This window comes from Sinorhizobium saheli (genome assembly GCF_001651875.1).
Lineage (GTDB): Bacteria > Pseudomonadota > Alphaproteobacteria > Rhizobiales > Rhizobiaceae > Sinorhizobium > Sinorhizobium saheli.
In genome coordinates this window covers 1-15128 of the sequence record NZ_LNQB01000055.1, presented here as the reverse complement: position 1 = coordinate 15128, position 15128 = coordinate 1, and the positions used below count along the sequence as shown (strand labels likewise).

Below are 15128 nucleotides of genomic sequence, written 5' to 3'. Positions count from 1 at the left end.
GCACACGGATGGCCGACAATCCATCGCCAATAGCAGTCGAGCGGAACCGCCTGACGTCGCACATTTTGCGGCAAGAGAAGGAAAGCGGTGGCGCGGACGCATGTGAGTGCATTGCGCAATCATGCATGTCGCCCGAAAGTGTGCAGCGGTTTTGGGAATCCGTTTTGCTTCGAGGGCGGGCCATGTCATAAGGCGGGCCATGAAGAAGCTCAATCGCCTCCCGACCCATGCCGAATTCGCCCATGTCACCGACTGGGTCTTCGATCTCGACAACACGCTCTACCCGCATCACGTCAACCTGTTCGCGCAGATCGACCGCAACATGACGGCCTATGTGGCCGAGCTCCTGTCGCTGGAGCCGGCGGAGGCGAAGAAGCTGCAGAAGGAATACTACCGCGATCACGGCACCACGCTGCAGGGCCTGATGATCCATCACGGCGTCGACCCGAACGACTTTCTGGAGCGGGCGCACGCGATCGACTACAGCGTGGTGCCGGCGGATCCGGCACTCGGCGAGGCGATCAAGGCACTGCCCGGACGCAAGTTCATCTTCACCAACGGCAGCGTCTCCCATGCGCAGATGACGGCGCGCGCGCTCGGCATCCTCGACCATTTCGACGACATCTTCGACATCGTCGCAGCCGACTTCGTGCCGAAGCCCGCCGGCGGCACCTACGACAAGTTCATGAGCCTCCACCGCATCGACACGGGCAACGCCGTGATGTTCGAGGACCTGCCGCGAAACCTCCTGGTGCCGAAGGCGCTCGGCATGAAAACGGTCCTCCTGGTGCCGCGCAACCTCGAATACGAATTCGCCGAGGCCTGGGAGACGTCGAGCGACGCCGACGAGCAGATCGACTACGTCACCGAGGATCTCGCCGGCTTCCTGCGGCGCGTGATGGCGAAGGTGTGATTGGCGACTGAAGAGGGGGCGAAAAGAACCGTCCCAACCCCTTGCCGCAGACCCCCCCTCCCAACCCTTTGCCGTAGACCCCTCCCCAACCCCTCCCCACAAGGGGGAGGGGCTTACGATGCCGCGCCCCATACCCTTCGATCTCTACCTTGCGGTAGACGCGAGGTCGCGACGGGGCAGACGGCAGCCGCGGCCGCCTAGCCCCTCCCCCTTGTGGGGAGGGGTTGGGGAGGGGTCTTATGTGGGGTCTTTGTGAGGGGTCTTCGGGCCCTACCGCCGCCCGGATGCCATCGGCATCTCGCGTGGATCGACCGTCTCGTAGAAGCGGGCGATGATGTCCCATGCCTCTTCGGCGGTCTCGACGAAGTGCACGAGGTTTATGTCGTTCGGCGCGATGGTGCCGAACTCGGCGAGGGCCTCGAAATTGATGATCGTGCGCCAGAATTTCTCGCCGAACAGGATGAGCGGCACCAGCGCCAGCCGGCCGGTCTGCATCAGCGTCACCGTCTCGAACAGTTCGTCGAGCGTTCCGAAACCGCCCGGGAAGACCGTTACCGCCTTGGCGCGCAGCAGGAAATGCATCTTGCGGATGGCGAAGTAGTGGAAATTGAACGACAGTTCCGGCGTCACGTAGCCGTTCGGCGCCTGTTCGTGCGGCAGCACGATGTTGAGGCCGATCGACGGCGCTCCGGCATCGGCAGCGCCGCGGTTTCCCGCCTCCATGACGCCCGGGCCGCCGCCGGTGACGATGACATATTCCTTGTAGCCGAGCTTTGCCGACTGCTCCGAGCACAGGCGCGCGAACTTGCGCGCCTCGGCATAGTAGACCGAGGCTGCCTCGAGATTCTTGCGCTGGATGTCGTTCTTGGCCGCCCAGGCCTCGCCGCCCGGCTCCGGAATGCGCGCGCCGCCGAACATGACGACGGTGGAGTTGATGCCGCGCTCCTCGAGCATCATCTCCGTCTTCAGGAGCTCGAGCTGCAGGCGGACGGGCCTCAGCTCCTCGCGGCAGAGGAAGTCGTCATCAATATAGGCGAGCCGGTAGGTCGGCGAGGCCGATTGCGGCGTCAACGGCACGGTCGATGCGCGCTGCCTGCTCTGTGCGCTGTCTGCCAGCGGATCCCAGACCCCACCCTTGCGGCGCAGAGCGCGCTTCTTCATACGTGCCATGTTTCGTCTTCCCGTCGCGTTTCGACCAGCAGAGACCTCGTCCGGGCGCGTCCCGTTCCTGTTGCTCGGCCATGAAGGCGTCCTACTGCCGGAAACGACGAGGCTTGCCAAGTCCCCGTCGAGGAGCCCGAGAGGAAAAGCCCTTCAACTTTTCAGGATTCCCTCGTTGGACCGCCAGTTCCCATGACGCACGAGTCGGCTGCCGAATTGCCGCATGAACAATGAAGCCGGTTCCGAATTCGGGAATTATGCAGTAGAGCTTGCAGCACAACGCCGAACCTTAAGGAATTCCGATGACGAACCAAGACCTCGCCTCCCTGTCGCAGACGATCGAGACCGCGTTTGAGAATCGCGAAGCCGTCAATACCGGCACCCGCGGCGCGGTGCGCGATGCCGTCGAGGCGGCGCTCAACCTGCTCGACAGCGGCAAGGTGCGCGTGGCAGAACGTGGCGCCGACGGCACCTGGACCGTCAACCAGTGGCTCAAGAAGGCGGTCCTGCTCTCGTTTCGGCTGAACCCGATGGAACTCGTCAAGGGCGGCCCGGGCGAATCGGTCTGGTGGGACAAGGTGCCCTCGAAGTTCGACGGCTGGAGCGTCAACGAATTCGAGAAGGCCGGCTTCCGCGCGGTGCCGAACTGCGTCGTCCGCCGCTCGGCCTATATCGCCCCGAATGCGGTGCTGATGCCCTCCTTCGTCAATCTCGGCGCCTATGTCGGCGAGGGCACCATGGTCGATACCTGGGCGACCGTCGGCTCCTGCGCCCAGATCGGCAAGAACGTGCATCTCTCCGGCGGCGTCGGCATCGGCGGCGTGCTGGAGCCGATGCAGGCGGGGCCGACGATCATCGAGGACAATTGCTTCATCGGCGCCCGCTCCGAGGTCGTCGAGGGCTGCATCGTCCGCGAGGGCTCGGTCCTCGGCATGGGCGTCTTCATCGGCAAGTCGACGAAGATCGTCGACCGCGCCACCGGCGAGGTGATGTATGGCGAAGTGCCGCCCTACTCCGTCGTCGTCGCCGGCTCGATGCCGTCCGGCTCGACCATGGCCAACGGCCAGCCGGCGCCGAACCTCTATTGCGCCGTCATCGTCAAGCGGGTCGACGAGAAGACCCGCTCCAAGACCGGCATCAACGAACTGCTCCGGGATTGACCATGGCCGAGGAGGGGCGGCAGCCGAGCATGACCTGGCTGTTCTTCAGCCCCTCCGGCCGCATCGGCCGCCTGCCCTTCCTGCTGTCCTGGCTGTTCTGGTTCGCCGTCGGCTCCATTTTCCTCATGCAGGTCATCAAGAACGAGGGGGAGGACGCGGCGCTGGCGCTCTGGACGCTGGCGCTGATCGGTTCCGGCGTGCTCTCCACCGTGTCGATCGCAATGCTCGCGATCAAGCGGCTGCACGATATCGGCTATCCCGGGCCGCTGGCGCTCTGTCTCTTCATTCCCGTGCTGAGCCCGATCGTCTTCATCGCGCTCTGCCTCTGGCCGGGCGCAGCCGGGGCGAACGAATACGGCAATCGCCGCAACGCGCCGAGCCGGCCTTAATTCCCTCCTGTACATTCGCGTCGCCGCCAAGTATGTAGCGCGACTAATGAACAGGCCGCGCAGTTGCTGGCCGCGGCAATCGTCGCCCGATGACGACCTGATCCGAGGTCCGCTCGTCTGCCGGCGTGAAATCCGAAAGACGAGAGATGACAGAATACGAAGGGATCGCACCGGCGATCGCCGAGGCGTTGGCAAAACGCGGTTACGATGCGCTGACGCCCGTTCAGCAAGCCATGCTCGATCCGGCGCTCGCCGGCGCCGACGCGCTGGTTTCCGCCCAGACCGGCTCCGGCAAGACCGTCGCCTTCGGCCTCGCACTCGCGCCGAGCCTTCTCGGCTCGGCAAGGCAGTTCGGCGCCGCCGAGGCGCCGCTGGCGCTTGTGATCGCGCCGACGCGCGAACTGGCGCTGCAGGTCAAGCGCGAGCTCGATTGGCTGTACGAACTTGCGGACGCGACGATCGCCTCCTGCGTCGGCGGCATGGACATGCGCAGCGAACGGCGGGTGCTCGAACGCGGTGCCCATATCGTCGTCGGCACGCCTGGACGGCTCTGCGATCATATCCGCCGGGGTTCGCTCGATATTTCGGCGCTGCGGGCCGTCGTGCTCGACGAGGCGGACGAGATGCTCGATCTCGGCTTCCGCGAGGATCTCGAGTTCATCCTGGAAGCGGCGCCGGCCGAACGCCGGACGCTGATGTTCTCGGCAACCGTGCCGCGCTCGATCGCGACGCTCGCCAGGAACTACCAGCGCGACGCCGTCCGCATCGGGATCGCCTCCGATGACAAGCAGCACGGCGACATCGAATACCGCGCGCTCCTCGTCGCCCCGAGCGACCGCGAGAACGCGATCATCAACGTGCTTCGCTACTACGAGGCACGCAACGCCATCGTCTTCTGCTCGACCCGCGCCGCCGTCAACCACCTGACCGCCCGCTTCAACAATCGCGGCTTCTCGGTCGTGGCGCTCTCGGGCGAGCTCAGCCAGAACGAACGCACCCATGCGCTGCAGGCGATGCGCGACGGCCGCGCCCGCGTCTGCATCGCGACCGACGTCGCCGCGCGCGGCATCGACCTGCCGGGCCTCGAACTGGTGATCCATGCCGACCTGCCGACCAATGCCGAAACGCTGCTCCACCGCAGCGGCCGCACCGGACGCGCCGGAAGGAAGGGCGTCAGCGCCTTGATCGTCCCCGTCAATCAGCGGCGGAAGGCCGAGCGGTTGCTGGAGGGGGGCCGCATCACCGCGAGCTGGGCGAAGCCCCCGTCGGCGGACGAGGTGACGCGGCGCGACGAGGAACGTCTCATTGCCGATCCGACCCTTGACGAGGCGGTGCGTGAAGACGAGGCGGCGATCGTGCGGCAGCTGATCGAGCGCCATGGGGCCGAGAAACTGGCGGCCGCCTTCGTCAGGCAGTTCCGCGCCGGCCGGTCGGCACCGGAAGACCTGGCGGATGTGGCGGTTGCCGCCGAGCGCGGCAAGAACCGGCGGGACGCACAGGCCGGCGGCCCCAGGGAAAGCGCCGCTCCGCGCGCCGATTTCAGCGATGGCCAGTGGTTTTCGCTCTCCGTCGGACGCAAGCAGAACGCCGAGCCCCGCTGGCTGATCCCGATGCTCTGCCGCCATGGCAAGCTCACCAAGCACGATATCGGCGCGATCCGCATGCAGCCTGAGGAAACCTACGTCGAATTGACGGCGGAAGGGGCCGATCGCTTCCTCTCGGCGATCGGGCCGAACCGGACATTGGAGAAGGGCATTCGCGTCAAGCCCCTTCAGGGCGCCCCGGACAGCTCGAAGCCGCGCGAGGACAGATCGGATTTCGCGCAGAAGCGGCCGCGGCCGGCCGAGGCCCCGGCGGAACGCGGGCGCAAGGACTTCAAGCCGAAGCGCGCCTTCGAAAAGAAGCCTCCTCTCGCCCAGGATGCGCAGCCGGGGAAGCGGGACGAGAAGCCCTGGAGCAAGAAGAAAGGCAAGCCCGAAGCCGGGAACGCCGGCGACTTCAAGCCGAAAGCCAAGCGCAACAACGCCAAGAAGCGCCAGGCTTGATTGGCCTTGATCGGAGAAGCGGGATCGTCGGGCGACGACACCCTGACGACACCCTACCCTCCGACCGGGATCAAGCCTCCAGATAGCGCAAGCCGGCGACGGCGATGATGATCATCGCAATGCAGGCGAGCCGGAGCCAGGAAACCGGGTCGCCGAAGAGGATCATGCCAAGCACGGTGATGCCGACGGCGCCGATGCCGGTCCAGGCGGCATAGGCGGTGCCGGCCGGCAGGTCGCGCATGGCAATCGTCAGCAGGTAGACGCTGCCCAGCGCCGCGGCCACGCCGAGGGCGCTCGGTATCGGCCGGGTCCAGCCGTCCGCATATTTGAGCGCCAGCCCCATGGCGATTTCAACGGCGCTCGCTGCCAGAAGTACCATCCAAGCCATCGTCGTCTCCCTTGGTTCCTCGGATTTCAACTTCGGCCTCAATCTGGTAGCATAGGCACCGAAGAGCAATTACGCACCTTCTGGTAACTATGGAAATGTCTTCCGCCACGCCAACGAACCCCAGCGTCTTCGACCCGGCCTGCTCCTCGCGCCACGCGCTCGAACTCGTCGCCGGCAAATGGGCGATGCTGATCATCTCGGCCCTGGAGAACGGGCCGATGCGCAACGCCGCGCTCATGCGCAAGCTCGGCGACGTCTCCCAGAAGATGCTGACCCAGACGCTCAAGGAGCTCGAGCGCAACGGCCTCGTGATCCGGGAGGACAAGGGGACCGTGCCGCCGCATGTGGAGTATCGCCTGAGCGATGTCGGGCGTTCGCTGAGCGAGGCCCTCAACGTGCTCGACCGCTGGGCCGAGACGAATTTTCCCGCGCTTGACGCGGCGCGCGAGCGCTATGACGCCGAACGGGCGAGCGGCACATCCGCCTGATCGGCGTCGATCTGCGCCACCAGTTTCACCACCCAATCGGCAAAGACGCGCAGCCGGCTGCTCAAATGGCGGTTCGGCGGATAGACGAGATAGATCGGCATCGGGTCGACCTGCCAATCGGCAAGCACCGGCACCATGGTGCCGGCGCGGAGATCGTCGCGCACCATGAAGAGCGGCGCCTGGATGACGCCGAGGCCGGCACGCGCGGCGGCGAGATAGGTCGTCGACTCGTTGGCCGCCACGGCATAGCGGCAATTGACCTCGATCTCCTCGTTGCCGCGCCGGAAATGGAAGGGCATCTGCTGCCCCGATATCGGCAGGAAATAGCCGACGGCATGGCAGTTTTTCTCGAGGTCGGACGGGTGCCGCGGCACCGGGTGCCGCGCGAGGAAGTCCCGCGAGGCGCAGGTGACGAACTTCATCTCCGTGATGCGGCGGGCGATCAGCGACTGGTCGGTCAGCGTACCGGCGCGGATGGCACAATCGACGTTCTCGGCGAGATAGTCGATGGTGCGGTCGGAAACGCCGAGATCGATCTGGATGTCCGGATATCTCCCGTGAAACTCGGGCAAGGCCGGAATGATGATGAGATTGGCGAAGGCGCTCGCCGTCTCGACGCGCAGGCGGCCCTTCGGCAGGCTCTGGGCGCTCGACAGGCTGCCGTCCAGTTCGTCGAGATCGGAGATGAGGCGCGCGGCGCGTTCATAATAAAGCGCGCCGTCCGGCGTCACCAGGACCCGGCGCGTGGTGCGGTTGAGCAACTTCGTCCGCAGGTGTGCCTCCAATCCCTGGATGAGATTCGTGACGGTCGCCTTCGGCATGTTGAGCGAAGCGGAGGCCCGGGTGAAATTGCCGGTTTCCACCACCCGAAGGAAAACGCGCATGGCCGTGAGCTGGTCCATTTTCAATAACCGGATTGTTCGAAATACCGAATAGTGTAGTCAACACCCGCGGACTATTCCAGACGAAAGACAATGATATGCTGCAAACATCGCGGGTTGTCCCTCATCTAGGGATTCACCCGTGGTGGAGACAAGAGATGACCGCGCATTTTACCGAAGAGACGATGCAGACGGGCCAGGGCTCGTGCCGCGCCCGTGTCTACCGGGGCGCGTCGCTGCTTTCGCCGCCGCCGGTCGTGCTACATCTCCATGGCGGCAGCTTCGTCGGCGATTCGATCGCGGCGGGAGAGAAGGTGGCCGAAGCGCTGGCAGCCGCGGGCGCGGTGGTCGTCGCGCCGGAATATCCTTCCGCCTGTCTGAACCCGTTTCCGGCGGCGCTCGAGGCCGCCTATGCGATGCTTTCGTCGATGCGCAGCCGCTGTCCGCAGTTCGCGCATAAGAAATCCATGCTGTTCGTCGCCGGCGAGGAGGCGGGCGGCAACCTTGCGGCCGGCCTGGCGCTGATGGCGCGCGACCAGTTCCTGACCGACCTCAAGGGGCAGATCCTGCTTTCGCCGCTGCTCGACCCCTGTCTGGCGACGCCGTCGTTCCGCAAGTTCTGTCCGCAGAGCTCGGTGCAGTCGATCGCCGAGGGCTGGCAGCAATATCTCGGCGAGCGCAGCGGGCTGACGCATCCCTATGCGGCGCCCGGTCACTGTACGCGGCTCGGCGGCCTCGTTCCGGCCCTCGTCATCACCAGCGAGGAATGTCCGGCGCGTGACGAGACGGAGGCCTATGCCGAGCGGCTGCGAGAGGCCGGGGTTCCGGTGGAAATGCACGTGCTGCCGGGGAGCGTCGCCTGGCTGCCCGCCAATGCCTCGGCCGAGGACAACTGGCCGTCGCAGCAAAAGACCATATCCGGCCTCTTCGCCCGCTTCTTCGAGCGGGCGGGGGCGAAGCCGACAAAATCGTAAAGAGACAAACCAGTAGGAGCCGGAGCTCCCAGCCGGCAAGGAGAAAACATGACGACGACCGTAACCCGCCGGGTCCTTTGGGGCGCCGGCCTGAGCATCCTATTTTCCGTTGCCGGCGGCGCCGCCGTGCTTTTCGGCATTCCCAACCAGTTCACGGCCGACGCCGCAACCGAGGCTCCGGCGGCGCCGGCCGCCGTGCCGGTCTCCGTCGCCAAGGCGGAAGCGCGCCGGATCACCACCTGGGAAAGCTTCTCGGGCCGGCTCGAGGCGATCGAGCGCGTCGAGGTCCGCCCGCGCGTCGGCGGCGCGATCCTGAGCGCCCATTTCCGCGAAGGGGCGATGGTCAAGAAGGGCGACCTGCTCGTTACCATCGACCCCGAACCCTATGCCGCCGCCGTCGAGCGCGCGGAAGCGGAGGTCGCGGCGGCCGAAGCGCGCGTGGCGCTCGCCAAGACCGAGCTCGACCGCGGCCGCAAGCTGGTCACCACCAGCGCCATACCGCAAAGCGGCGTCGACCAGCGGCTCAGCGCCTATGACGAGGCGCAGGCGAACGTCCGCTCGGCCAAGGCGGCGCTGCGCTCGGCGCGGCTCGACCTGCAATATACCGAGGTGCGCGCGCCGATCACCGGCCGCGTCGGCCGGCTGGAAGTGACCGCCGGCAACCTCGTTTCCGCCGGCTCCGCCTCGCCGGTGCTGACGACGCTCGTCTCGGTCGACCCGATCTATGCGAGCTTCAATGTCAGCGAGGAGGTGGTCGCGGCCGCACTCGCCAAGCTTTCCGCTTCGGCCGGCGCCGATGCGATCGAGCGCATTCCCGTCGAGATCGGCACCGCGGCGGACGAAGGCACGCCGATCACCGGCCATATCCAGCTCATCAACAACGAGGTGGATGCCGAGACCGGCACCATTCGCGTCCGGGCGGCGCTCACCAATGCCGACGGCCGGCTGATTCCCGGCCAGTTCGTCCGCATCCGCATCGGCGATCCGGCGCCGGCCGAGAAGCTGGTGATCAGCGATCGCGCCATCGGCTCCGACCAGGACAAGAAATTCGTCCTCGTCGTCGGATCGGACAACAAGGTGGAATACCGGCAGGTGACGCTCGGCCCCATCGCCGACGGCTTGAGGATCGTCGAAAGCGGCCTGAAACCCGGCGAGAGCATCGTCGTCAACGGCCTGCAGCGGGTGCGCCCCGGCGTCGTCGTCGCCCCGCAGCCGGTCGAGCAGGCAACCGCCTCGATCGCGAAACCATAGCCAGGGCGCGCCCTGCCAGGCGATAGCGGCAGGGCGCCACAAAGTTTCAAACGGCATGCATCGGTGCTCGCGGGCGAGGTTCTCGGCCGCAGATGCCCTTCGTCTGCCCGAAGTTCCCAAGGGGGATGTCATGAACTTCTCACGCTTCTTCGTCGACCGCCCGGTCTTCGCGGGCGTTCTCTCCGTGCTCATCTTCGTCGCCGGCCTGATCGGCATGACCGGCCTGCCGATTTCCGAATATCCGGAAGTCGTGCCGCCGCAGATCGTCGTGCGCGCGCAATATCCCGGCGCCAACCCTTCGGTCATCGCCGAAACCGTCGCCACGCCGCTCGAAGAGCAGATCAACGGCGTCGAGGGCATGCTCTACATGCAGAGCCAGGCGACCGCCGACGGGCTGATGACGCTGACCGTCACCTTCGAGCTCGGCACCGATCCGGACCAGGCCCAGCAACTGGTGCAGAACCGCGTCGCCCAGGCCGAGCCGCGCCTGCCGGAAGAGGTGCGCCGCCTCGGCGTCACCACCGTCAAGAGCTCGCCCGACCTCACGCTCGTCGTGCATCTCATCTCGCCGAACGGCCAGTATGACATCAACTATCTGCGCAACTACGGCGTCCTGAACGTCAAGGACCGGCTGGCCCGCGTCGAGGGCGTCGGCCAGGTGCAGATCTTCGGCGGCGGCGACTATTCGATGCGCGTCTGGATCGACCCGCAGAAGGCCGCCGAGCGCGGGCTTGCGGCAAGCGACATCACCAATGCCATCCGCCAGCAGAACGTCCAAGCGGCGGCAGGCGTCATCGGTGCCTCGCCCTCGGTCCCGGGCCTCGACCTGCAGCTTTCCGTCAACGCGCAAGGACGGCTGAGGACGCCTGAGGATTTCGCCGACATCGTCGTCAAATCCGGCGAGAACGGCGAGATCACCCGCCTCGGCGACGTCGCGCGCGTCGAAATGGGCGCCGCGGACTATTCGCTGCGCTCGCTGCTCGACAACAAGGCCGCCGTCGGCATGGGCGTCTTCCAGGCTCCCGGCTCGAACGCCATTCAGATCTCCGAGAACGTCCACAAGGTCATGGCCGAGCTGAAGCAGACCATGCCGGAGGGCGTCGACTACGAGATCGTCTACGACACGACGCAGTTCGTCCGCGCGTCGATCGAGTCGGTCGTCCACACGCTGCTCGAAGCGATTGCGCTGGTGGTGCTCGTCGTCATCGTCTTCCTGCAGACCTGGCGCGCCTCGATCATCCCGCTCGTCGCGGTACCGGTCTCCATCGTCGGCACGTTTGCCGTGATGTACGTCTTCGGCTTCTCGATCAATGCGCTGAGCCTCTTCGGCCTGGTGCTGGCGATCGGCATCGTCGTCGATGACGCGATCGTCGTCGTCGAGAACGTCGAGCGCAACATCGAGCAGGGCCTGTCACCGATCCAGGCGACCTACCGCGCGATGTCCGAGGTCTCCGGGCCGATCATCGCCATCGCGCTGGTGCTCGTCGCGGTCTTCGTGCCGCTCGCCTTCATCACCGGCCTCACCGGCCAGTTCTACCGCCAGTTCGCGCTGACGATCGCCATCTCGACGGTGATCTCCGCCTTGAATTCGCTGACCCTCTCGCCGGCGCTCGCCGCCCTTCTCCTGAAGGACCATCATGCGCCGAAGGACAGGCTGACGCGGATCATGGACGCGCTGTTCGGCTGGTTCTTCCGCGGCTTCAACCGGTTCTTCGGCACGAGTTCGGAAGCCTATAGCCGCGGCGTCGGCGGCATCCTCAGGCGCAAGTCGCTGGTCATGGGCGTCTACGTCATCCTCCTCGGCGTCGCCTTCGCGCTGTTCCGCGCCGTACCCGGCGGCTTCGTGCCGGCCCAGGACAAGCAGTACCTGATCGGCTTCGCGCAATTGCCGGATGCGGCGACACTCGACCGTTCGGAGGACGTCATCCGCCGCATGAGCGAGATCGCGCTGAAGCACCCGGGCGTCGAGCATGCGATCGCCTTCCCGGGCCTGTCGATCAACGGGTTCACCAACTCGTCTAACTCCGGCATCGTCTTCGTGTCGCTAAAACCCTTCGAGGAGCGCACGACGCCGGAACTCTCGGGCGGCGCGATCGCAATGCAGTTGAACCAGGAGTTCGGCGCGATCCAGGATGCGTTCATCGCCATGTTCCCGCCGCCGCCCGTCCAGGGCCTCGGCACGACGGGCGGCTTCAAGCTGCAGATCGAGGACCGAAACGGCCTCGGCTACCGGGCGCTTGACGACGCGGCCAAGGCCTTCCTGGCGAAGGCGATGGCAACGCCGGAACTGGCCGGGCTCTATTCGAGCTACCAGATCAACGTGCCGCAGCTCTATGCCGATCTCGACCGCGTCAAGGCGCGCCAGCTCGGCGTGGCGGTGACCGACGTCTTCGAGACGCTGCAGATTTATCTGGGCTCGCTCTACGTCAACGACTTCAACGCCTTCGGCCGCACCTACAGCGTGCGCGTCCAGGCCGACGCGAACTACCGGGCGCATGCCGCCGATATCGGCAGGCTGAAGGTCCGTTCGCAATCGGGCGAGATGATCCCGCTGTCGGCGTTGCTCAAGGTCGAGCAGACGGTCGGCGCCGAGCGGGCGATCCGCTACAACGGCTTCCTCGCCGCCGACATCAATGGCGGGCCGGCCCCGGGCTTCTCCTCCGGCCAGGCGCAGGCTGCCATCGAGCGGATCGCCGCCGAGACGCTGCCGCCGGGCATTTCCTTCGAGTGGACGGACCTGACCTACCAGCAGATCCTCGCCGGCAATTCGGGCATCCTCGTCTTTCCGCTGGCGCTGCTGCTCGTCTATCTCGTGCTCGCGGCCCAGTACGAAAGCCTGATGCTGCCGATCGCCATCGTGCTGATCGTGCCGATGGGCATCATGGCGGCGCTCACCGGCGTTTGGCTCACCGGCGGCGACAACAACGTCTTCACCCAGATCGGCCTCATCGTGCTGGTCGGCCTGTCGGCGAAGAACGCGATCCTGATCGTCGAGTTCGCCCGCGAGCTCGAGCTCTCCGGCAAGACTGCCGTCGCGGCCGCGATCGAGGCGAGCCGGCTGCGCCTGCGGCCGATCCTGATGACCTCGATGGCCTTCATCATGGGTGTCGTACCGCTCGTCACCTCGACGGGCGCCGGCGCCGAGATGCGGGCGGCCATGGGCGTGGCGGTGTTTGCCGGCATGATCGGCGTCACGGCCTTCGGCATCTTCATGACGCCGGTCTTCTACGTGCTGATCCGCAAGCTCTCCGGCGAGCGGCCGCTGAAGCACGCCGGCGCGCAGATCGAGGCGCCGCATCTCGCCCCCGGCGAGTAGCCGGCTTGCCGCAGCGCGCAGGAAACGGGCCGGACAATCGTCCGGCCCGTTTCCGTTTCGGCGGCTCGCCCGTCGCATCGCACGTGACAGCCGGGGGCCGATCGGATAAACCGGCAAACTCAGTTTCTTGGCCCACCGGCTTCCCGCAGGCAATCCGTTCAATGTTCCCCACCGATCCGATCTCCAATCTCGCCGCCCTTATCCGTTGCCCGTCCGTCACCCCGGCCGAAGGCGGGGCGCTTACCGCTCTCGCGGCCATGCTCGAGCCGCTCGGCTTCAAGATCGACCGCGTCGTGGCAAAGGAGGCGGGAACGCCGGATATCGACAATCTCTATGCCCGGATCGGCGGCGACGGCCCGCATCTGATGTTCGCCGGCCACACCGATGTCGTGCCGGTCGGCGACGAGGCCGCCTGGAGCCATCCCCCCTTCTCGGCCGAGATTGCCGATGGCGAGATGTACGGACGCGGTGCCGTCGACATGAAGGGCGGCATCGCCTGCTTCGTGGCGGCGGTCGCCCGCCATGTCGAGAAGCACGGGCCTCCGCAGGGCTCGATCTCCTTCCTCATCACCGGCGACGAGGAGGGCCCGGCGATCAACGGCACCGTCAAGCTCCTCGAATGGGCGGCGGCGAAGGGCGAGCACTGGGACGCCTGCCTCGTCGGCGAGCCGACCAACCCGGACCAACTCGGCGACATGATCAAGATCGGCCGGCGCGGATCGCTCTCCGGCCGGATCACCGTCAACGGCGTCCAGGGCCACGCCGCCTATCCGCACCTCGCCGACAATCCGGTGCGCGGCATCCTGCAGCTCACGCAGGCGCTGATGGACCCGCCCTTCGACGGAGGTACGGAGAATTTCCAGCCGTCGAACCTCGAAGTGACAACGATCGATGTCGGCAATGCCGCCGTCAACGTCATTCCGGCCAGGGCGAGCGCCGCCTTCAACATCCGCTTCAACGATAGCTGGACGGCGGAAAGCCTGAAGGCCGAGATCGTCGCGCGCCTCGATCGCGCGGCGGCCGAGGGGGCGCTCAGGCCCGGCCGCGCACCGGTCCAATACGACATCGCCTGGAGCGAGCGGCCGAGCCACGTCTTCCTGACGCGCAACAACGCCCTGATCGATTCGCTTTCCGCCGCGGTCGAGGCGGTCACCGGGCGCCAGCCGCAGCTTTCCACCACCGGCGGCACCTCGGATGCGCGCTTCATCAAGGATTATTGCCCGGTGGTCGAGTTCGGCCTTGTCGGCAAGACGATGCACATGGTCGACGAGCGCGTCGCCCTTGCCGATCTGGAGACGCTCACCGGCATCTACGAAACCTTCATCGCCCGCTGGTTCGGCCATGCCGCTGCTTGACGAGGTCCTTGTCTACATCAAGGGACTGTGGCTGCTGATCCAGGGCGATCGTGAAGGCTATCGTTGGCTGGACATCAGCGAAGACGGCCTCTGGCGCTCCTTCACGGCGATGCTCTGGTCGCTGCCGGCGCTCGCCGTCGGCTGGGCCTCCTGGCGGCTCTACTATCTTTCGGCGATGCCGAGCGGCACGACGGTCGGCTTCGGCTTTTTCGTCGAGCTCATGATTACCGATCTCGCCGGCTGGCTGCTGCCGATCGCCCTCACCGCGATTCTCGCGCGCCCGCTCGGCTTTTCGATCTTCGTGGTGCCGGTGATCGTCACCACCAACTGGCTGCAGGTGCCGCTGGCCTATGCCATGGCCGTGCCGGCCGCGATGCTGCTGCTCGTACCGGGCAGCGCGGATCTGGTGGCCCTGTTGTGGCTTCTGCTGATCTTTGCCAACGCGGCGCTGCTCTTCCGCCTGTTGCGCACCGTCACCGCCAACCAGAACCTGCTCGCCGCCGCGCTCACCACGCTTTTCCTGCTGTCGCCGCTGATGATCATGCAGTTCCTGCAGCACCTCTTCGGCCTGATGCCGGGGTAGCTTGAGCCGCGATTGCCCCTCATCCGGCCTGCCGGCCACCTTCTCCCCGTGAAGACGGGGCGAAGGAGACTCGTGGCCACGCCGCTTGTCCCTTCCATCGGCGGGCGGATGAGGGTGGAGTTTTGCTCGCCAGAGCACTTCGCAATCTAGCAGGCTGCTGAAAATCGTGTTGCGTTACCGCAAGCCATCGCGGTTGGTGCGATTTTTTGGCGGATTTCGGCAGG

13 protein-coding genes are annotated in these 15128 nt (G+C 66.1%); 10 read left to right on the top strand and 3 right to left on the bottom strand.

Going from position 1 to position 15128, the window contains the following annotated elements; genetic code table 11:
* The first annotated feature begins 199 nt into the window (after positions 1–199).
* Positions 200–913: a pyrimidine 5'-nucleotidase gene (locus ATB98_RS04010; protein WP_153435804.1), complete on the top strand. Its 714-nt coding sequence runs from the start codon at positions 200–202 to the stop codon at positions 911–913.
* A gap of 270 nt (positions 914–1183) precedes the next feature.
* Here the strand turns inward: ATB98_RS04010 and ATB98_RS04005 are convergent, their stop codons facing one another.
* Positions 1184–2083, bottom strand: a complete 900-nt coding sequence (locus ATB98_RS04005) for an LOG family protein (RefSeq protein WP_066869389.1) — start codon at positions 2081–2083, stop codon at positions 1184–1186.
* 293 nt (positions 2084–2376) lie between these two features.
* On the opposite strand from ATB98_RS04005, the gene dapD reads away from it, so the two are divergent.
* From dapD to ATB98_RS03990, 3 genes are all read left to right on the top strand, one after another.
* Complete coding sequence (dapD, locus tag ATB98_RS04000; RefSeq protein ID WP_066869386.1) at positions 2377–3234, top strand: 2,3,4,5-tetrahydropyridine-2,6-dicarboxylate N-succinyltransferase; 858 nt, start codon at positions 2377–2379, stop codon at positions 3232–3234.
* Between the two features lie 2 nt (positions 3235–3236).
* A complete protein-coding gene (locus ATB98_RS03995) occupies positions 3237–3623 on the top strand; it encodes a DUF805 domain-containing protein (protein ID WP_066869383.1) in 387 nt (128 codons plus the stop codon).
* Between the two features lie 146 nt (positions 3624–3769).
* On the top strand, positions 3770–5668 hold the full coding sequence (locus ATB98_RS03990; protein WP_066869380.1) for a DEAD/DEAH box helicase: 1899 nt from the start codon (positions 3770–3772) through the stop codon (positions 5666–5668).
* A 70-nt stretch (positions 5669–5738) separates the two neighbouring features.
* Here ATB98_RS03990 and ATB98_RS03985 read toward each other — a convergent pair whose 3' ends face one another.
* Positions 5739–6056 (bottom strand): DMT family transporter, encoded by a 318-nt coding sequence (locus tag ATB98_RS03985; RefSeq protein ID WP_066869377.1) that lies wholly within the window; start codon positions 6054–6056, stop codon positions 5739–5741.
* A 95-nt stretch (positions 6057–6151) separates the two neighbouring features.
* Here ATB98_RS03985 and ATB98_RS03980 point away from each other — a divergent pair, with 95 nt between their 5' ends.
* Positions 6152–6544, top strand: a complete 393-nt coding sequence (locus ATB98_RS03980) for a winged helix-turn-helix transcriptional regulator (protein WP_153435435.1) — start codon at positions 6152–6154, stop codon at positions 6542–6544.
* Here ATB98_RS03980 and ATB98_RS03975 read toward each other — a convergent pair.
* Complete coding sequence (locus ATB98_RS03975; RefSeq protein ID WP_066869371.1) at positions 6508–7446, bottom strand: LysR family transcriptional regulator; 939 nt, start codon at positions 7444–7446, stop codon at positions 6508–6510. The genes ATB98_RS03980 and ATB98_RS03975 overlap by 37 nt on opposite strands.
* A gap of 137 nt (positions 7447–7583) precedes the next feature.
* On the opposite strand from ATB98_RS03975, the gene ATB98_RS03970 reads away from it, so the two are divergent.
* The 5 genes from ATB98_RS03970 to ATB98_RS03950 all read left to right on the top strand — a co-directional run bounded on the left by ATB98_RS03970 (position 7584) and on the right by ATB98_RS03950 (position 14904).
* Positions 7584–8399, top strand: a complete 816-nt coding sequence (locus ATB98_RS03970; RefSeq protein ID WP_066869368.1) for an alpha/beta hydrolase — start codon at positions 7584–7586, stop codon at positions 8397–8399.
* Positions 8400–8447: 48 nt separating this feature from the next.
* Positions 8448–9650 (top strand): efflux RND transporter periplasmic adaptor subunit, encoded by a 1203-nt coding sequence (locus ATB98_RS03965; protein ID WP_066869365.1) that lies wholly within the window; start codon positions 8448–8450, stop codon positions 9648–9650.
* A gap of 130 nt (positions 9651–9780) precedes the next feature.
* The gene (locus tag ATB98_RS03960; RefSeq protein ID WP_066869362.1) at positions 9781–12966 is read left to right on the top strand and encodes an efflux RND transporter permease subunit; all 3186 of its coding nucleotides are present in this window, start codon (positions 9781–9783) and stop codon (positions 12964–12966) included.
* Between the two features lie 161 nt (positions 12967–13127).
* The gene (gene dapE / locus ATB98_RS03955) at positions 13128–14321 is read left to right on the top strand and encodes a succinyl-diaminopimelate desuccinylase (RefSeq protein WP_066869359.1); all 1194 of its coding nucleotides are present in this window, start codon (positions 13128–13130) and stop codon (positions 14319–14321) included.
* Complete coding sequence (locus ATB98_RS03950) at positions 14308–14904, top strand: hypothetical protein (RefSeq protein WP_066869356.1); 597 nt, start codon at positions 14308–14310, stop codon at positions 14902–14904. The genes dapE and ATB98_RS03950 overlap by 14 nt, the downstream gene beginning before the upstream one ends.
* Positions 14905–15128: the final 224 nt, after the last annotated feature.